Origin of the sequence: Micromonospora endophytica, from assembly GCF_003236305.1 — a bacterium.
GTDB classification, from domain to species: Bacteria; Actinomycetota; Actinomycetes; order Mycobacteriales; family Micromonosporaceae; genus Micromonospora; species Micromonospora endophytica.
The window spans coordinates 1-18,983 of sequence record NZ_POTX01000107.1 but is presented as its reverse complement, the minus strand read 5'-3'; the positions used below and the strand labels follow the sequence as shown (position 1 = coordinate 18,983).

Genomic DNA, 18,983 nt, shown 5'->3' with positions numbered 1-18,983 from the left:
CGGACGGGGGCGGCGGGGGCCGCCGGGACAGGTGCCATGGAGGTGCCTCTCTACGGGAACACGCTCAGAGAGCGCTCTCTGAGGAGTTGTACGTCCCACCCCGGAAGTTGTCAATGTCGATGCGCGGCGCGCGGCGTTTCCCGCGCCCACCGCAGCGGGTACATGCCGGCGGACCGGGCGCGGACGGACCGCACCGGCAGAAGCGGACGGTGATGGCGATGGTCAGGCAGGCGGCGGCAGCTCCGAACCCGGCAGCGGTGGAGACCGACCTGCTCACAGTGGGTGTCGAGGAGGAATTCCTGCTTGTCGACCCGGAGAGCGGGGTCGCGGTGCCCGCGGTCGAGGCGGTGCTGGACGAGGTCCCCGCCGAGCTGCGAGGGCAGGTGGAGCGGGAGTTCCAGACCAGCCAGATCGAGATCGGCAGCCCGCCCGGGCTGGAACTCTCCTCGATCCGGCACTCCCTGCACCTGCTCCGCGCCGCGCTCGCCGACGCCGCCGAGCGGGCCGGCGCACGGCTGCTCGCGATCGGCACCGGCCCGGTCGACGGCCCGGTGCCGCCGGTGGTCGACAAGCCCCGCTTCGACCGGATGGTCGAGCGCTACCGGCTGCTGGTCCCCGGGCCGGGCAACAACGGCATGCACGTCCACGTCGGGATACCCGACCCCGACACCGGCGTGCAGGTGCTCAACCACGTCCGGCCGTGGCTGCCGATCCTGCACGCGGTCACCACCAACTCACCCTTCTCCCGCAGCGAGGACACCGGGTACGCCAGTTGGCGCTCGATCGAGTGGGAACGCTGGCCATCGGTGGCACCGACCCCGTACCTGGTCAACCACGACCACTACCGTCGGCTGATCCAGCAGCTGATCGACAGTGGCGTGATGCTCGACGAGGGAATGCTCTACTGGTACGCCCGACTGTCGGCCAAGTACCCGACGGTCGAGCTGCGCATCGGCGATGTCTGCCCGACGGTGGACGACGCGGTGCTGGTCGCCGCGCTGGTCCGGGCGCTGGTGGCGACCGCGCTGGACGACATCGCCGCCGGCCGGCCGCCCCTGCCCACCGACCACCACCTGCTCGTCGGCGCGCACTGGCGAGCCGCGCACGACGGCATGGAGGGCGCCGCCGTCGACCCCCACAGCGGCGAGCTGCGGCCGGCCTGGGACCTGCTGCACCAGCTGGTCGGGCGACTAGGCTCGGCCCTGGATCGGCACGGCGACCACACCGAGGTGACCAGGCTGCTGGAGCAGCTGCGCCAGCACGGCACCGGCGCGGCGCGGCAGCGTTCCGTGTACGCGCGCACCGGCCGGTTGGAAGATGTGGTGTCGGAGGTGGCGCGACAGACCCGGGGTGAGTTGTCGCAGTGACAGGAGGGTTCCCGTGACGGAACGGATGATCGTGGTCGGCGCGGACGCCGCCGGGATGGCGACAGCCGCCCAGGCCCGCCGCCGCCGGGACCGGAACGACCTGGAGATCGTCGCGTTCGAACGGGGACACTTCACCTCGTACTCGGCGTGCGGCATCCCGTACTGGATCAGTGGTCTGGTGCCCGAGCGCGAGCAGTTGGTGGCCCGGGACCCGGAGACCCACCGCAAGCAGTACGACATCGACGTACGCCTGCGGCACGAGGTGACCGCGATCGACCTGGACCGCCGCGAGGTGGTCGCCCGGGACCTGGACGGCGGCGGCGAGGTCCGCGAGCGCTTCGACACCCTGATGTACGCGGCCGGCGCGGTGCCGATCAAGCCGGACTGGGCGCGGACCGACGCCGCCGGGGTGTTCGGCGTGCAGACGCTCGACGACGGTTCGGCGCTGCGCCGGTGGCTGGAGGCCGAGCCCCGGCCCCGGCGGGCGGTGGTGGTCGGCGGCGGCTACATCGGTGTGGAGATGGCCGAGGCGTTGGTGCTCCGCGGCCTGTCGGTGACCCTGCTGGAGCGGGGCGAACAGCCGGTGTCGACAGTGGACCCGGACATGGCCGTCCTGGTCACCGAGGCGATGCGCGGGTTGGGCGTCGACATCCGCACCGGGGTGGAGGTCACCGGGCTGGCCGTACGCGACGGCCGGGTGTACGGCGTGCAGACCGACGCCGGCCACCTCCCGACCGACCTGGTGGTCCTGGGTCTCGGCGTACGCCCGAACACCGCGCTCGCCGAAGCGGCCGGCCTGCCGCTCGGGCCCACCGGCGGGATCCGGGTGGACCGCCGGATGCGGGTCACCGGGACGCCGGGGGTGTGGGCCGCCGGCGACTGCGTGGAGACGCTGCACCGGGTCAGTGGGCTGCCGGTGCACATCCCGCTCGGCACCCACGCCAACAAGCAGGGCCGGGTGGCCGGGATCAACATCGGCGGCGGGTACGCCACCTTCGCCGGGGTGATCGGCACGGCCGTGACGAAGGTCTGTGACCTGGAGGTGGGCCGCACCGGGCTGCGCGAGCGGGACGCCACAGCCGCCGGCTTCGAGTTCGTCTCGGTGATCGCCGAGTCGACGAACCGCGCCGGTTACTACCCCGGGTCCCGGCCGATGACGGTGAAGCTGATCGCCGAGCGGCCCAGCGGCCGGTTGCTCGGGGCGCAGATCGTCGGCTGGTCCGAGGCGGCGAAGCGGATCGACACGTTGGCCGTGGCGCTGTGGAACAGGATGACGGTGGACGACATGACCGCCCTCGATCTCGGCTACGCCCCGCCGTACGCCCCGGTCTGGGACCCGGTGCTGGTGGCCGCCCGCAAGGCCACCGACGCCCTGGCGCGCTGACGGAAAGCGCAGTGCCGGAGCACGCCTGGCGTGCTCCGGCACCGGTCGGGAGCCGGCCGACACCGGCTCGCCGTCATCCACTCACCGGCTTCTCCGTTGTCGCGTGCGCTTACTGAGCGGTGCGCGGGTCGGCGCAGTTGACGGCCGCGTACTGCCTGGTGACGACAGTCGTCACCGCCGTGCCGTTGAGCGTCCCGGTGGCGCGGACCGTCGCCGAACCGGCCGGGATCGCGGTCGTCCTGGTGTTGAACTGCTGGAAAGCGTTCGCGCCCGGCGCGACGTCGGCGGCGGCCCTGTTGCCGTACGCACTCTCCAGGGCGATGCTCACCGTCGCGTCGTGGTCGTTCGTCGCCTGCACCGCGACGTACGCCCGGCCCGCCACGCACCGCACCTGCGCGGTGGCCGTCAGGGGCAGCTCCGACTTCTCCAGGATCCGGAAGTAGTCGAAGGCGACAGTGACCGGCTGCCTCTGCTCCGGACCCAACGCCATCAGACCGAAGGAGGTCATCGCGGCGTCGTTGGTGACCGGCTCACCGAGCGAGGTCCAGTTGATCCCGCCGTCGCTGATCTGGGCCGAGTAGTTGTTGCCACTGCGGCTCAGCCGCAGGTAGTACCAACCACTCTCGGAGGTGTCGGCGAGGTCGATCGACCGGTTGCCGCCGTTGCCGAACTGCGCGTTGCGTTCCGAGACCAGCTCGGCACGCAGGTCGGGCCGCGTTCCGGCGGCGTTGTTCGCCACCACGTCGAACTTCACGTAGTTGTCGTCGTTGCCGTAGACCAGGAACCCGGCAAGCTGCCACTGGTGCAGCATGGTCGGGGTCAGCTTGGTCTCGATCGTCCAGTCGCCGGCGGCGACGTCCGCGGGGATCTGTTGCAGGATGACGTTCCGCGCCGAGTTGTTGGTGCCGTTGATGTCACCCGGCTGGGTCTCGATGCGCAGGGCGCCGTTGCTCACCGCGACAGTCGTCGAGTCGTACCGGACGACCGCGTTCCAGCGGCAGCCGTCGACAGTGCTGCCGTCGAACTCGTCGCCGGGCGTACGGACACCGTCGTCAGTGCCGTCCGGCGTCAGGGTGAAGTTGTCGAACACGGCGGTGACCCGCGACGTGCCGACGTCCCCGGCGGCCATGAGTCCGACTGTCGCGTTCGGGATCACGGTGGCGGAGCCGGCGAGTGCGGTCCAGGCCTGGCCGTCGGCGGAGTACGCCGCGGTCAGCTTCGCTCCGTCGCTGACCAGTCGCAGGTGCGCGGTGGCGGGGAAGCCCGCCGGTACGCCGACGTTGGCGTGCCAGCTCCGCGTCCCGCCGGCCTCGGTCTGGAACTCCATGATCCGGCCACCCGATGCGTTGCGGGTGAATGCCAGCTTGACGTAGTCGTCGTCGCTGCCGTGCATGAGCAGACCGGCGTGCTGCCACTCGCGGTCGTGGGCAACCGTCACCTTCGTGGTGATCGTCCACGCTCCGGTCCGCGCGCGCTGACCGACGTAGCTGATCGGCCCCACGTTCTCCTCGTTGATGTCACCGGTGGTGACCGGCAGGACCAGGCCGCCGCTGGTGACCCGCACCGGCAGGTTCGGGGCGTTGCGTACCCGGCTCCACCGAGTGGTGTCCAGCGTGTCGCCGTCGAAGTCGTCCGAGCTGCGGACGACACAGCCCGGTGCGGTCTCCGGCGGTGCCGGGTGCCATGCCTCGTCGACAAGCGTGAACCCGGAGAACGTCACCTCGCTGATGGCCGACGCGTGGTGCGCGGTGACCGCGAGGCCGATGTCCTGCTGGCTGGCCGCGCCGGGCAGCGTCACCGGGTCACCGACCGGGGTGAACGATGTCCCGTCCTTGCTCCAGTAGCCGTAGTAGTTCCCGCCGTCCCGCACGATCCGTACCCAGGACGGGTAGCTCGTCGTGCTGGCGCCGGTGCTGGCATCGAGCTGACCGTTGCCGTCGGTGTCGCGCAGCCACTCGAACCCGGATCCCGCCCGCAGTGTCATCGCCGCGTACCCGGGCGAGCTGCCGGGTCGGGTGATGTCGTTGCGGACGATCAGGCCGGCCTTGGCGGAGTTGTGCGTGTTCGTCTGGCTCTCGATCTTCACCGTGGCGGTCCAGGTGTCACCGGCGGCTGCCGGCAGGTACACCGCGCCGTACTGGTCGGTGCCCTGCCACATGTTCGCCCCGCCGGCCTTGACGGTCCAGGTGTCCTGGTCCGGCCGGTCGAAGGTGGCGGTGGTGTTGGTGAAGGTCTGCCAGGCGCCGTAGAGGTCGCCGACCTCGACCGGCACGACGCGGGACTTCGTCTGGTGGCCCTTGTCGTTCGTCGCGACCGCGGTCAGCTGGTAGCGCTTCTCGCCGGTCACGTTCCAGGTCACCGAGTACGGGGCGGTGGTGTCGGTGCCGATCGAGGTGCCGTCGACGAAGAACTCGACGCCGGTGATGGTGTTCTCCGCGTCGCTCGCGTCGGCGGTCACCTGGATCTCGCCCGGCTCCAGTTCGTCGGCCGGGGTCGGGGCGGTCACCGCGACCTTCGGCTTGCTCGTCGGCGAGGCCCCCTTGCCGTCGGCCTCGATGAAGTTCAGCCGCCGCTCGCCCGCGCCGGGGAACACCACGTACAGGGTGAACGACTGGCCCGGGTCGGAGACCGTGACCGGGACGTCGACGTAGCCGCCGCCGGTGGTCGCCGGCACCTGCGCGGTGCCGAGCAGCTCACCGTCGGGCGCGTCCCGCCGCAGTTGGATCTGTCCGGCGCTAGCCGCCGAGACGCGCAGGATCAACCGATCCACCTGGAACAGACTGACCGGGTCGTACGACGCCCAGGCGCCGTTCTGGCCGGCGATCGAGTCGGCGTGTCCCTCGATGTCGCGGGACGGCGCGACAGTCACGTTCGACGAGTTGCCGAAGAACTCCGCCTCGCGCAGCTTCGGGTACAGCAGGCTGATGTCCGAACCGGTCAGGCTCGGGATGTCACCCGCGCCGCCCGAGTCGGTGTAGCGACCGTCGAGCACGTAGAAGACGTTCATGTCCTCGCCGTGCCCACCACCGAGGGCGGTGACGACCGAGCCGGTGCGCCCGTGCAGCGGTTCGGCCGGGTGTGCGTGCTCGTCGTGGCCCAACGCCGGCTGGATCACCACGTCGGCGTCGTTGATCTGGGTGTCCTCGGCATCGTCGACCGAGAGGTTCCAGCTGATCTCGTCACCGAAGTCGAAGAACGCGCCGTTGGGCGGCAGGTTGAAGGTCACCTCGGGTCGGGTGTTGCCGACCGTGATCGGCACCGTGGTGGTGCCGGTCTTGCCGTGCGGGTCGGTCACCGTGAGCCGGGCGTTGTAGACGCCGTTCGTGGTGTAGGTGAAGGTGGGCTTCAGCTCGGTGGAGTCGACCTCGCCGTCACTTGTGAAGTCCCACTCGTAGCGCAGTTGCTCGTCCTCCGGGTCGGTGCTGCCCGAACCGTCGAACTCGACAGCAAGTGGCGCCTGGCCGGAGTCGGGCGAGGCGCTGATCTTCGCGGTGGGTGAGCGCGATCCGGAGATGTAGTCGATCCGGTAGAGCCCCGAGTTCGGGTTGTCCCGGCCGAAGCCGCCACCCCAGTCCAGCACGTACATCGAGCCCTCGGGGCCGAACTTGGAGTCGATGGGCGCGAGGAACTGCTGCTGTGGCAGGAACGGATTGACCTTCTCGACCCCGCCCTGCCCGTTCGGGATGATCGAGTACATCCTGTTCCGCGCCCACTCGTAGAAGAACGGCTTGCCGTCGTAGTACTGCGGGAACTTGGTGTCCGACTCCAGGTCCGGGTCGTACTGGTAGAACGGGCCGCCCATCGGGGCCAGGCCACCGCCCTGCGGGATGACCGACGGCACCGAGGAGCGCTTGTAGCCGTACCACATGTTCGCCGGCTTGGCGGGCGGCAGCTCGGTCAGGCCGGTGTTGCGCACCGAGTCGTTGATCGGGCGATCACAGTCGAAGTACGCTCCGACCGTCACCGGGCTGGTCCGGTAGTCCACGTCCCGGAACGGCTCGTTGTTGCCCATGCAGAGCGGCCAGCCGTAGAAGCCCGGCTCGGTGATGAGGTTCCACTCGGCGATGCCGGCGGGACCGCGGTCCGGGTTGTCGTTGCTGTTGTCCGGCGAGTAGTCCGCCATGCCGACGGCGCCGGTCTTCGGGTCGACCGAGAACCGGAACGGGTTGCGGAAGCCCATGGCGTAGATCTCCGGCCGGGTCTTCGCCGTGCCCGGCGCGAACAGGTTGCCCGCCGGGATGGAGTAGGTGCCGTCCGGCTCGGGGCGGATCCGCAGCAGCTTGCCGCGCAGGTCGTTGGTGTTGGCCGAGGTCTCCCGCGCGTCGTGGAAGGTGCCGGTGCGCTCGGACAGTGGCGCGTAACCGCCGGACGGCTCGGAGTGCGGGTTCACGTCGTCGCCGACGCCGAGGTAGAGGTTTCCGTCCGGGTCGAAGGCGAGACCACCACCGGTGTGACCAGGCTCGTCGGGCAGCCGCCGCGCCGGCACCTCGAGCAGGACCTTCTCGGTGGCCCGGTCGATCTGCGAGTCCGGCCCGACGGTGAGACGCGACAGGCGGTTGAAGAAGTTCGCCGGGTCGCTGTCGTTGCTGCTCGCCGGCGAGTAGTAGATGTAGAGGTGGCCGTTCTCGGCGAAGTCCGGGTCGAGCGCGATGCCGAGCAGGCCGTCCTCACCGCCGGAGTAGACCGGGATCGTGATCGCGGTCTTGGTCGTCCTGGTCCGCGGGTCGTACACCCGGATCTGGCCGCGCACCAGTTCGGTGTAGAAGACCCGGCCGTCCGGCGCGACGTCCATGGCAAAGGGGGCGCTGGTGTTCTGGTCCAGCGGGACCCGCTCGTACGTGCTCCAGTCGGTGCCGGAGCAGTCGCCCGGCTTTGTCCCGGCGGCCCACTCCACACCACCGAGGATGTGCTTCACCAGCGGCGTCTCGCCGGTGTAGTGGGCGCCGAAGTGACCCATGCCGGTCATCCAGGCGCGGCCACCGTCGTACGGCTTGCACCAGGAGATCGGGTGGTCGTAGCCCATGGCGTTGCCGCCCGGGTCGTACGTCGTCTCGTCCATCGTCGCGAGCACGTGCGCGTTGCCGCGGACGTTGAGCGAGTAGTTGTACCACTCGTCGGCACGCTGCCACCGCTGCGGCAGGTGACTTGTCGACGGGTGACTGTGGTCCTCGACGCGGACGGTGCCCGGCAGACCGGGGCTGCTGCCGGTGGCGGCGTGGCCGGGCATCAACGCGCCGATCATGTTGTCCCACCACGGGTAGTTCCCGCGCATGTCGGTGGCGTTGTGGATGGCGACGATGCCGTTGCCGGCCTGCATGTAGCGCTCCATCGCCGCCTTCTGGTCGGCGGTCCACGGGTCGCCGGAGGCCTGGAACATCACCAGGGCGTCGAACTGCGCGAGGTCGGCGTCGTTGAAGATCGAGGAGTCCTCGGTGTGCTGCGAGGTGATGCCGGCCTCGGCGAAGGCGGCTCGCAGCACGGGCACGCCCTGGTCGATGGCCTCGGTGTGCCGGAACTGGGTGGTCTTGGTGAAGATCAACACGTGGGCTTGGTCTTGGCCGGCCTCTTGGGCGACCGCCGGCGGCGGACTGATCATGGACAGCGCGAGGGCACCGGCAACCGGCAGGGCGAGTATCCGTCCCCAGCGGGGACGCCAGGTCACGTTCATGAGATGGGGGCCTCTCTCCGGACGCGAGAATCTACTGGTGTGGGCGTGACCGTGCGGCGTGCCGGCGCCGTCGGGCTGGTGTGAAGTTCGCCGTCGCGCTAGGGCGTCATCACCCCCCGCAGGAACGTCAGGCCATCCACGGCGATCGCGTCCTGACTGGCGGCGAGAGGGCGCCAGATGGAGGCGGCGGTGGCGATCGTCGCGTTCTCCGCGGTGAACGACTCGATGCAGAGCGGACCGCGGTAGCCCGCCTCGCCGACAGCGGTGAGGATCGTCGGCCAGTCCAGGTGGTCGGTGCCAGGAGCGCCGCGGTCGTTGCCGCACACCTGAACGTGGGCCACCCGGCCGGCGGCGGCACGGATCGCCGCCGGGATGTCCGTCTCCTCGATGTTCTGGTGGTAGAGGTCGAGCGCGACCCCGCAGTGCGGCAGCTCGCCGATCGCCTCCAGGGTCTGGCCGACGGTGTTGAGCAGACTCGTCTCGTACCGGTTGAGCGGCTCGACGGCCACCGTGACACCGGCGGCACCCGCGTACTCGACGACCGGTGCGAGGCTCTCCCGCAGCTGGTCGTACGCGGCGGCGCGCTCGGCGGGTGACAGCCGCCAGGTCCGGCCGACCGACGCGTACGCCGGCCCGGCGATCACCGGCGAGCCGACCGTCGCGGCGGCGTCCACCACGGCACGCAGATAGTCCTGGGTGGACCGGATGGTGCTCTCATCCGCGGCGATCAGCTCGCGACCGGGTGGCATCACGAGGCATACCGTGGCGCCGAGTCCGTGATCGGCGAGCACCTGGGCCGCCCGCCGCGCATCCCAGTCACCCGGGTTCTCCACCGGGAGTTCGAGCACGTCGAAGCCCCACCCCGCGACCTTGGCCGCGAGGGCGGCCAAGGTCGCGTCGGTCAACGGTGAGTGCCACACCCAGGTGTTGACCCCGAGTTGATGCTTGCTCACTTCCACGGCCCCGGGTAGCCCGGCATCTCCTCACAGCCGCACATCGCGTAGTGCAGCGGCGGCATGTCCTGCTTGACGTACGACGCGACGTTGTCGCCGGTGATCCGCGGCTGCGGCAGCACCCACTCCTTCGGCACCTGCTCGCCCTTGAGGATCTTCAGCGCCGCGATGACCGGGGTGCGCCACTGGTAGGTGGGGTAGGTGGGCGCTACGGCGGTCAGGCTCTCGTCCACCCACAGCCGCAGGAAGTCCTGCTGGTCCTCGCCGACCACCGGGGGCACGGCGACCCCGGCGTCCTGGAACGCCTCGACCGCGGCGACGGCCGTCGCGCCGGCGTCCATCCACACGCCGTCGATCTGGCCCAGGCGCTGGAGATAGTCGGAGACGATGCTCTTGGTCTTGGCCGCGTCGCCGTCGGTGAACTCCACCCCGGCGACCTCGAGTTCACTGCCGGCGAAGATCTCGTTGGCGGCCGCCCACCGCTGTTCGAGCACGTCCACGCCGGGCAGGATGCGCAGGGCGAGGACCTTGCCGCCCGGCTTGACCTTCTCCTTCAGGAACTCCGCACCGTCGGCACCGAAGGCGAAGCCGCCGATGGGGTGGATGAAGGTGACCGGGCAGTCGGTGTTGACGCCGCGGTCGAAGACGATCACCGGTACGCCGGACGCGCACGCCTGCTCGACGGCGGGCGTCAGCGTGGCGGTGGTGTTCGGCGAAATGATGATCGCGGAGCAGTTCTTGGCGGTCAGCGACTGGATGTCACTGATCTGCTTGTCGTCCTTGCCCTCCGCGTCGAGCACGGTGAAGGTGCTGATCTCCGAGTGCAGCTTCACCTCCTCCTGCATGGTCTGGTAGCCGACCTGCCGCCACGGGTTGTTCACCGCGGCGTTGGAGAAGCAGAGGGTGTAGTTGCCGTCGGGCTTGGCGAACTTGGCCGTGTCGACCAGCTCCGGATCGAGCATCTGTTCCCACGGCTTGCCGTCCGGGCCCTGCGGGGTGGCGGTGCGGAACGCCAGCTGACGGTCGTATTCGGCCTGGTCGAAGAACTCCGACTTGACGGCGTCCGCACTCGACGGCGGGTCGCCAGGAGTGTTGTCGGTCGGCAGGTCGCTGGAGCACCCGGCGAGTGCGAGGGCGCCCGCCACGACCACCACGGACCATCTCTTGGTCATTAGCGTTGATCTCCTTACGCGCTGGGGGACATCAGGAGGAGGCGGGCTGCGCGGATCGCACGCTGTCCCGTGGTTTCGGCCACAACCGCAGCCGTTGCCGCACACCGCCGCCGAGTGATGCGTAGGCGACGGCGACGATGATGATCACGCCCTGTACTGCCGACTTGAGGGCGCCGCTGACGCCGAGCAGATTCAGCAGCGTGAACAGGGCCTCCAGGGACAGCGCGCCAGCGGCGGCAGCCACCACCGACCCCCGTCCACCGCCGAGGAGCACGCCGCCCAACACGACGGCGGTGATCGCCCGGAACTCCAGGCCGTTGCCGACCTGCGCCGAGACGCCGGCGAAGCCACCGAGCAGGATCGCGGCGACTGCGGCGAGCAGCCCGGAGAGGGTGAAGGCGAGCAGCCGGAGCCGGTCGACCTGACCGCCGGCCAGTCGCACGGTGGCTTCGTTGTCGCCGACCGCCACCAGCGCCCGACCGGTGCCGCCGCGCATGAACAGCACCGCGGCCACCAGGATCGCCAGCAGAATGAGCACCGACCACGGGACCGCGCCGAGCACCGGGACGTCCGCGCTGCCGCGCCCGAACATCCGGAACCCCTCGGAGAGCGCGCCACGTGGGGCACCACCGGTCCAGAGGAACGTCGCGCCGTCCAACACGAGCAGCATGCCGAGCGTGACGATGAACGACGGCACCAGGAGCTTCGTCGTGATCAGCCCGTTGACCAGGCCGACCAGCAGGCCGAACCCGAGTACGAGCGGGATCACCCAGGCCGTCGCCGAGTTGTTGCCGTCGATCAGCCGCGCCGCGATGACCACCCCGGCGGTCACCAGTGCGCCCACCGACAGGTCGAAGCCGCCGGAGACGATGACCAGGTACTGCCCGATCGCGAGGATCATCAGCGGCGCGGCTCGTTTGAGCAGTGCCAGGTAGCCGGCGGGCTCGCTGTAGGCCGGGCCGACGATGGCCAGGCCGATCAGCAGCAGGAGCAGGAAGAGCAGCGCCGGCGCGGTGCCCTCGGCCAGGCGGGGACGCCAGGTCATGACAACCTCCCGTGGGCGCGATTGGCCGCCATGCGCCGGGCGTAGAGCGCGACGGCGGTCACGAGTACGACACCGCGCACCACGTCCTTGAAGAACGGGTTGACCTCGAGGGCGTCGAAGATCGTGTCCAGGGTGGCCAGGATCAGAACGCCGCCGATGGTGCCGGCGATGCCGCCCCGGCCGCCGGCGAGCAGCGTCCCGCCGAGCACGACGGCGGCGATCGACTCCAGGTCGTACCCGGCTTCGGTGCCGACGTACGGCGCGCCGGAGCCCAGGCGGCTGGCGAGATAGATCCCGGCGAGGCCGGCGGCGACCGAGCAGAGCACGTGCGCGGTGACGATGGTCCGCCGGGTCCGCACCCCGGACAGCCGGGCCACCTCGATGTCGCCGCCGACGGCGTACATGTGGTAGCCCGGGCGGGTCCGCTTGAGGTACCACCAGCACAGTGCGGCGACGGCCAACATGAGCAGCGCCGCCACCGGTATCGGCCCGATCCGGTCGTAACCGAGGTGCTGGAACGCACGTGGCACGTCGCCGGCCGGGCCGGTGTAGTTGTCCTCGAGGTAACCGCGCAGGATCAGCGCCACGCCGAGCGTCGCGATGAACGCGTGGGCCTTGAGGACGGTGATGACGAGCCCGTTGACCAGACCGACACCGGCGGCCACGGCGAGCGCGAGCAGCACGCCGGGTAGCACCATGCCGTCCTGCCCGGCCATCGTCTCCGCCGCGATCAGCGAGGTGAGACCGACCAGGTAGGCCACGGACAGGTCGAGGGATCCGGTGAGGATCACCATCGTCTGTCCTATCGCCACCAGGCCGAGCGCGGTGGCCCGGGTGAGGATGTTGAGGATGCCGGTCTGGTCGAGCAGCACCTCGCCCCGCAACCCGACCAGCACGCTGCCCACCACGAGCAGGGCGACGAGGGCGAGATAGACGATGGCTGTCGGGTGGAGTCGCCGGCGCGCTGCCGGCGGGGTGGCCCGCGAAGTGGCCGGTACGGTGTTTTCCTGAAGTGTGCTCACGCCACGTCACCGATCCCGTGTCCGGTGGCCAGCGCCATCACTGCCCCCTCGCTCGCGCCGGCAGGTAGCTCACCGGCCAGCGCACCGTCGTGCATGACGAGGATCCGGTCGCTCATCCCGATCAGTTCGGGCAGCTCCGAGGAGATCATCAGTACCGCCACGCCGCGCTTCGCGAGATCGCGGAGCAACTCGTGCACGGCCCGCTTCGCGCCGACATCTATGCCGCGCGTCGGCTCGTCGACGAGCAGCACCATCGGCTCGACCGCGAGCCACTTGGCGAGCACGACCTTCTGCTGGTTGCCGCCGGAGAGGAAGCGCACCTCCTGGTGCTCGCCGCGGGCGACCACTGTCACCTTGTCCAGCAGCGCCGACACGTCGGACTTCGCGCGGGAGCGGGCACCGCGCAGCGCAGCGCGGCGCACCAGCAGGGCGTTGTCGCGTACGGATTGGCGAAGGGCCAGTCCGTCGCCCTTGCGGTCCTCGGTGACCAGGGCGATGCCGAGGCGCACCGCGGTGCGGGGTCGGGTCACCCGGTGCGCCGCCCCGTCCACCTCCATCGCGCCTCGGGTGAACGGTTCGACACCGAAGACCGCCCGCGCCACCGCCGAGCGGCCGGAGCCCTGCAGCCCGGCCAGGCCGACGATCTCCCCCGCGCGTACCTCAAGATTCAGGTCGCGGACCCGGGCGTTGCCGGCACCACGCAACGCGAGGCGGACCGGCCCGAGGTCGTCGGGGGCCGCCCGGTCCGGGTAGTACTCACCCAGGTCGCGGCCGACCATGTGCCGGACGAGATCCTCCGAGGTCAGCTCGCTGGTCGGCGCGCAGGTGACGAGCTGGCCGTCCTTGAGCACGGTGATCCGGTCGGAGAGGTCGAACACCTCGCGCATGCGGTGTGACACGTAGAGGATCGCGATCCCCCGTTCGCGCAGCCGGCGCACCAGGTCGTAGAGGAGTTCCACCTCGTGATCGGCGAGCGCGGCGGTGGGCTCGTCCATGCCCAGCACCCGGGCGTCTGTCGACAGGGCCTTGACGATCTCCACGACCTGCCGCTGGGCGACCGACAGCGACGAGACGGGGACGGTCGGATCGATCCCGTCCTCACCGAGCCAGTCCAGCAGTTCACGGGTGTCGGCCTCCATACGCCGCTGGTCGACCTGCATCCGCCGGACCGGCTCACGGCCGAGGTAGACGTTCTCGGCGACGCTGCGATGCGGCAGCAGCGTGAATTCCTGGTGGATGATCGCGATGCCGGCCCGCTGCGCGTCGCTGGGACCGGCGAAGGACACCTCGCCGCCGTCGACCTCGATCCTGCCGCTGTCCGGCCGGTGCACCCCGGCCAGCACCTTGAGCAGCGTGGACTTGCCCGCGCCGTTCTCGCCCATCACCGCGTGCACCTCGCCGCCGCGCAGCTGAAGGTCCACACCGCGCAGCACCGGTACGCCGAGGAAGGACTTGCTGATCCCAGTCAGCCGTACGCTCGTCGTGGTGCCGGTCGTCATGCCGGCACCCGCAATGTCTGCTGCGCGGATCCGGGTCCACGAGACGCAGGTATTAGATCGGTCACAGACATGCGACGACAGTAGGGTCTACTTATGTCGCCAGTCAACGAAAGATATCGATCAGTTGTCCATAGTGGGATCCTGAACCTCCAAAGAGGAGCGCTCGGCGACTGAAGGGCGGCCGATCGGCTTTAATTGAGTGATGAACCTTGGACAAAACGCCGCTGCGGCATCGCCAGCCGAGTTGCTGGAGTTGCTGCGCGACGGCCAGGCACGCACCCGTGGCGAACTGGCCACCGAGACCGGACTGGCCCGGTCGACGGTGCGCCAGCGGCTCGACGCGCTGATGGACGCCGGCCTGGTGACCGGCGGTGGCAACGACGCCGCCACCGGCGGCCGACCCGCGAGCAGGTTCGTGTTCAACGCCCGCGCACGGGTGGTGCTGGCGGCCGACGTCGGTGCCACCCATGCCACCGTCGCCATCGCCGACCTGACCGGCGAGCCGCTGACCGTCGAGCGGCTCGCGCTGGATATCGCCGACGGCCCCGACCCGGTGCTCGGCCTGCTCGTCGAGGCCTGGCGACGGATGCGCGCCAGCCACGCCCCCACCGCTCCCATCGCCGGCGTCGGCATCGGGCTGCCCGGCCCGGTCGAGCACTCGACCGGCAAGCCGACCCATCCGCCGATAATGCCGGGCTGGAACGGGTACGACGTGCCCGCGCGGATCGCCGCCGACTTCGCCGTACCGGTCCTGGTGGACAACGAGGTCAACCTGATGGCGCTCGGGGAACACGTCCGCTGCTTCGCCGACGAGGCCCACATGATCTTCGTCAAGGTCGCGACCGGCATCGGTTCCGGCCTGATCAGCAACGGCCAACTGCACCGGGGCGACGTCGGCGCGGCCGGCGACCTCGGGCACATCCTGGCCCCGCACGGGGGCGACGTACGCTGCCGCTGCGGCAACAGCGGCTGCCTGGAGGCCGTGGCCAGCGGCCCCGCCATCGCCGCGAAACTTCACGACGCCGGTCTCGACGCGACGAACAACGCTGACGTGGTGGCCCTCGTGCAGGCCGGCAGCCTGATCGCCGGCCAAGCGGTGCGGCAGGCCGGCCGGGACATCGGCGAGGTGCTGGCCACCTGCGTCAGCCTGTTCAACCCATCGCTGATCGTGGTCGGCGGGGCGCTCGCACAGGCAGGAGAGATGCTGCTGGCGGGCGTACGGGAATCGATCTACCGCCGCTCCCTGCCGCTGGCCACCGAACGCCTGCGCATCGTCACCTCACAGGCCGGCGCGAATGCCGGCGTCGTCGGTGCCGCGTCAATGGTCGTCCGGCACGTCCTGTCCCCCGCCGTGCTCGACCGCCAGCTGGCCCAGCCGTCAGGTGGTCAGGGTGCCGGGCGGGCGGAAGACACCGACGGCAGCAGGCGGTCGAATCCGACGAACGAGGCCACCGTCTTTGTCGGTGGCGGGGGTTAGCGTGTGCGCGCCGCCCAGTCAGGGCTGGTCGCCAACCCCTCGGAGGCCCCCTCATGTCGCAGGAGACGACCTACCTCGAACTGTCCGAAGTGGACGGTTCCGCGCACAAGTTCTACGAGGTGGTGGTCGACGACGCCACGTTGACCGTGCGCTACGGCCGGATCGGCGACCAGGGCCAGGTGAAGACCACCGGCTATCCCGACAACGCGCGGGCGCGGGCCGCCGCGGCGAAGAAGATCGGTGAGAAGGTCCGCAAGGGATACGCCCCGGCGGTGCCTGGCGTGCGCCAGAAGCGCGCGGTCTCCCGGCGACAGATCGTCAGCACCCGCTCCACCGCCCGCACCGCCCCGGTGCTCTGGCGGTACGACTCCGGCGCGCCCGCGTTCGGCATCTTCATCGACGGGCGCACCTGCATGGTGGGCAACGAGTGGGGAGTGATCACCACTCTCGACCACGACGCGCGGGTGCTGGACCAGGTCCGGCTGCCCGACGGGGTGAAGTGCATAGTGGCCGACGACGCCTGGATCTACGCCGGCTGCGACGACGGGAACGTCTACGACCTCTCCGGCAAGATCCCCCGGGTGGCGTACGCTATCGCCCCCGACATCGACATCTACTGGCTGGACATCCACGACGGCGTGCTGGGCGTCTCCGACGCCGGCGGCGGCATCGCCGCCATCGACCACGAGGACGAGTTCCTCTGGCGCCGGGCCGGGCGCGGCCGGTCGGCGTGGATGGTGCGCTGCGACACCGACGCGGTCTACCACGGCGACTCGACCGGGGTGAGTGGCTACGACTGGCGCACCGGGCAGGAGCTGTGGCACACCCGGACCGGGTCGGTGCTGTTCGGCTGGCAGGAGCGGGACGCCGTGTTCGCCGGCACCGCCACCCGCGAGGTGGTGCGGATCGGCAAGAACGGCCGGGCGGCGCAGACCTACCGCGCGGACGCGCCGGTCTTCTCCTGCGCCACCGCCGCCGACGGGCGGTACGTCTTCGCCGGCGACAGCCAGTCCTCGATCTACTGTTTCGCCGAAGACGGCACCCGGCTGTGGAAGCTCGGCACCGGCTGCGGTTCGGCCTACTCCATGCAGTACCACGACCAGCGCCTCTACCTGGTGACCACCGGCGGCTACCTGGCCTGCGTGGACGCCAGCGAGCCGGCGATCCGGGCGGCCGAGGCGGGCAGCGTGCCCGAGGTGGTCGACGTCAAGGCCCCGGCCCGGCTGCCGGAACCGGCCGCGTACACCCAGGTCGAGGTGGTCGGCGACACCGGTGACGGGGTGATCGTGGAGTGCGTCGAGCGGGCCGGCCGGCTGCGGGTGCAGGTCCTCTCCACCGGCTACCACCGGGACTGGTCGGTGCAGTTCCCCAAGGGCATCCGCGAGCCCGGTGCCCGCTACCTGGTCACCGAGGTCCGCGAGTCCGGCCGGGGCGGCTTCTACCGCGCGTACGGCGACATCCGTCGGCTGCGCTGACGGTGGCCGCCGCCGCCCAGCCGCGGCCGGGGCGTGACTGCCCAGCGGCGGCCGAGGCGTGGCTGCCCAGCGGCGGCCGGGGCGTGGCTGGTCCCGGTTGTGGCGGTAGGCCGGACCCCGCCACCATGAGCCGGTGACCGACGCGCTGCGGATTCCCGACGAGTTGGGCTGGTTACGCGCCATGGCCGGCGGCCCGGAGTGGTTGGCCGGGCTGCCGGAGCGGTTGGCCACCTGCGCCGCGCGGTGGTCGCTGCGGGTCGGCCCACCCTTCGGGTACGGCATGACCTCCCTGGTGGTGCCCGCCGACCTGCCGGACGGCACCCGCGCGGTGCTGAAACTGCAGTTCCCCGACCAGGAGAGCGCGCACGAGGCGACCGCGCTACGACACTGGCGGGGCGAGGGCGCGGTCCGGCTGCTCGCCCACGATCCCGACCGGCGGGCGCTGCTGGTGGAACGCTGCGACCCCGGCACGCCACTGCACGCGCTGCCGCTGGACGACGCGCTCGACGTGATGGTGGGCCTGCTTCCCCGGCTCTGGGTGCCGGTGGCGCCGGTCGATGCGGGTGTGCCATCCGGGCAGCCGTTCACGACGCTTGTCGACGCGGTGGCCGGCTGGACGGTGCGGCTGCCGGCCGCGTGGGAGCGGACCGGTCGGCCGTACGATCGCCGTTTCGTCGATCTGGCGCTCGACCTACTGGCCGGACTGGCCGGCAGCCAGGGGGCGCAGGTGCTGGTCAACCAGGATCTGCACGCCGCCAACGTGCTGCGGGCCGAGCGCGAGCCCTGGCTGGTGATCGATCCGAAGCCGCTCCTCGGCGAGCGCGAGTTCTCGCTGGTGCCGATGGTGCGCGGCACCGAGCTGGGGCACTCCGCCACAGCGGTCCGCCGCCGACTGGACCGGCTCAGCGCCGAACTGGGGCTCGACCGCGAACGGGTGCGCGGCTGGACGATCGGCCACACGATGGCCTGGAGCATCGGCGGGGACAAGGTCTTCCACGACCACATCGAGGTGGTCCGCTGGCTGCTCGGCGAGCGGTGAAAATGTTAGGAGGGGCCCCCTGCTATACACCAGGCGTTAACAGGGGGCCCCTCCTTACACCTGGCAGCCAGGGCACCAGTACAGGTTCCGGCCGGTGATGGTGCCGCGGCTGACCGGGATGTCGCAGACGTGGCACGGCTGGCCGGCACGCCGGTAGACGTACACCTCTCCTCCGTGCCGGTCGACCCGGGCCGGGCGGCCCATCGCCTCGGGCAGGTGCGCGGGGCGGACGGTGTCGATCCGGCCGGTGCCGACGGCAAGAGTCATCAGCTCCACCAGGTCGGCCCAGAGGGTGTCCCAGCCGGCTCGGGTCAGTTTGCGGCCGGGCCGGGTCGGCGAGAGTCCGGCGCGGAACAGCGCCTCGGTCACGAAGATCAGACCGGTGCCGGCCACCACCGACTGGTCCAGCAGCAGCGCCGCCAGCGGCGTCGCGCTGCGCACGATCCGGGCGTATGCCCGCTCCGGGTCGGCGTCGGCACGCAACGGGTCGGGGCCCAGCCGGGCGCGTAGCGCCGCCGCCTCGGGTGGAGTGAACACCTCGCAGGCGGTCGGCCCGCGCAGGTCGAGCCAGTGCCGGTCGCTGACCAGTCGCAGCCGGACCTGCCCCACCGGCTCCGGCGGCTCGCCGTCACCGTCGGTGACCTTGCCGTACAACCCGAGATGTACGTGCAGGATCAGCTCACCGGCGTAGTGGTGCAGCAGATGCTTGCCGTACGCCTCGGTATGTTCCAGCACGGTGCCGGAGAGCAGCGCGGCACCCTCGGTGAAGCGGCCCTGCGGGCTGGCGACGAGCACCTTGTCCCCGGCGAACAGCTCGGCGTGCCGGGCCGCCAGGCGATGAATGGTGTGTCCTTCTGGCACAACCACCAAGCGTAGCCACCC

At 70.7% G+C, this 18,983-nt stretch carries 12 protein-coding genes; 5 read left to right on the top strand and 7 right to left on the bottom strand.

The features are described from left to right. Window positions 1-212: 212 nt before the first annotated feature. On the top strand, window positions 213-1,367 hold the full coding sequence (locus tag C1I93_RS16715) for a carboxylate-amine ligase (protein ID WP_111244224.1): 1,155 nt from the start codon (window positions 213-215) through the stop codon (window positions 1,365-1,367). Between the two features lie 13 nt (window positions 1,368-1,380). Next, window positions 1,381-2,751, top strand: coding sequence for an FAD-dependent oxidoreductase (locus C1I93_RS16710; protein ID WP_111244222.1), 1,371 nt, complete (start codon window positions 1,381-1,383; stop codon window positions 2,749-2,751). A gap of 109 nt (window positions 2,752-2,860) precedes the next feature. On the opposite strand, the gene C1I93_RS16705 is transcribed toward C1I93_RS16710, so the two are convergent. The 6 genes from C1I93_RS16705 to C1I93_RS16680 all read right to left on the bottom strand — a co-directional run bounded on the left by C1I93_RS16705 (window position 2,861) and on the right by C1I93_RS16680 (window position 14,110). Then, the gene (locus C1I93_RS16705; RefSeq protein ID WP_111244221.1) at window positions 2,861-8,419 is read right to left on the bottom strand and encodes a ThuA domain-containing protein; all 5,559 of its coding nucleotides are present in this window, start codon (window positions 8,417-8,419) and stop codon (window positions 2,861-2,863) included. 98 nt (window positions 8,420-8,517) lie between these two features. After that, complete coding sequence (locus tag C1I93_RS16700) at window positions 8,518-9,372, bottom strand: sugar phosphate isomerase/epimerase family protein (protein WP_111244220.1); 855 nt, start codon at window positions 9,370-9,372, stop codon at window positions 8,518-8,520. Continuing rightward, window positions 9,369-10,544, bottom strand: a complete 1,176-nt coding sequence (locus tag C1I93_RS16695) for an ABC transporter substrate-binding protein (protein WP_111244219.1) — start codon at window positions 10,542-10,544, stop codon at window positions 9,369-9,371. The genes C1I93_RS16700 and C1I93_RS16695 overlap by 4 nt, the downstream gene beginning before the upstream one ends. Window positions 10,545-10,575: 31 nt before the next feature. After that, window positions 10,576-11,589 carry an ABC transporter permease gene (locus C1I93_RS16690; RefSeq protein WP_111244218.1) on the bottom strand — a complete coding sequence of 338 codons (1,014 nt, stop codon included), beginning with the start codon at window positions 11,587-11,589 and terminating at the stop codon, window positions 10,576-10,578. Beyond that, a complete protein-coding gene (locus tag C1I93_RS16685) occupies window positions 11,586-12,611 on the bottom strand; it encodes an ABC transporter permease (RefSeq protein ID WP_111244217.1) in 1,026 nt (341 codons plus the stop codon). The genes C1I93_RS16690 and C1I93_RS16685 overlap by 4 nt, the downstream gene beginning before the upstream one ends. Further along, window positions 12,608-14,110 carry a sugar ABC transporter ATP-binding protein gene (locus C1I93_RS16680; RefSeq protein ID WP_111244216.1) on the bottom strand — a complete coding sequence of 501 codons (1,503 nt, stop codon included), beginning with the start codon at window positions 14,108-14,110 and terminating at the stop codon, window positions 12,608-12,610. Before C1I93_RS16680 ends, C1I93_RS16685 begins: the two co-directional genes overlap by 4 nt. Window positions 14,111-14,312: 202 nt before the next feature. Here C1I93_RS16680 and C1I93_RS16675 point away from each other — a divergent pair, with 202 nt between their 5' ends. The 3 genes from C1I93_RS16675 to C1I93_RS16665 all read left to right on the top strand — a co-directional run bounded on the left by C1I93_RS16675 (window position 14,313) and on the right by C1I93_RS16665 (window position 18,101). Then, window positions 14,313-15,587: an ROK family transcriptional regulator gene (locus C1I93_RS16675; protein WP_111244215.1), complete on the top strand. Its 1,275-nt coding sequence runs from the start codon at window positions 14,313-14,315 to the stop codon at window positions 15,585-15,587. 53 nt (window positions 15,588-15,640) lie between these two features. Beyond that, window positions 15,641-17,062: a WGR domain-containing protein gene (locus C1I93_RS16670; protein ID WP_111244214.1), complete on the top strand. Its 1,422-nt coding sequence runs from the start codon at window positions 15,641-15,643 to the stop codon at window positions 17,060-17,062. Window positions 17,063-17,195: 133 nt separating this feature from the next. Next, a complete protein-coding gene (locus C1I93_RS16665) occupies window positions 17,196-18,101 on the top strand; it encodes an aminoglycoside phosphotransferase family protein (protein WP_223256436.1) in 906 nt (301 codons plus the stop codon). 54 nt (window positions 18,102-18,155) lie between these two features. Here C1I93_RS16665 and C1I93_RS16660 read toward each other — a convergent pair whose 3' ends face one another. After that, the gene (locus C1I93_RS16660; protein ID WP_111244213.1) at window positions 18,156-18,962 is read right to left on the bottom strand and encodes an Fpg/Nei family DNA glycosylase; all 807 of its coding nucleotides are present in this window, start codon (window positions 18,960-18,962) and stop codon (window positions 18,156-18,158) included. Window positions 18,963-18,983: the final 21 nt, after the last annotated feature.

Bases quoted from the DNA above. Each gene is read 5' to 3' on its own strand.
- C1I93_RS16715 (WP_111244224.1), top strand. From the start codon at position 213: ATGGCGATGGTCAGGCAGGCGGCGGCAGCTCCGAACCCGGCAGCGGTG.
- C1I93_RS16705 (WP_111244221.1), bottom strand. From the start codon at position 8,419: ATGAACGTGACCTGGCGTCCCCGCTGGGGACGGATACTCGCCCTGCCG.
- C1I93_RS16695 (WP_111244219.1), bottom strand. From the start codon at position 10,544: ATGACCAAGAGATGGTCCGTGGTGGTCGTGGCGGGCGCCCTCGCACTC.
- C1I93_RS16690 (WP_111244218.1), bottom strand. From the start codon at position 11,589: ATGACCTGGCGTCCCCGCCTGGCCGAGGGCACCGCGCCGGCGCTGCTC.
- C1I93_RS16670 (WP_111244214.1), top strand. From the start codon at position 15,641: ATGTCGCAGGAGACGACCTACCTCGAACTGTCCGAAGTGGACGGTTCC.
- C1I93_RS16680 (WP_111244216.1), bottom strand. From the start codon at position 14,110: ATGACGACCGGCACCACGACGAGCGTACGGCTGACTGGGATCAGCAAG.
- C1I93_RS16675 (WP_111244215.1), top strand. From the start codon at position 14,313: ATGAACCTTGGACAAAACGCCGCTGCGGCATCGCCAGCCGAGTTGCTG.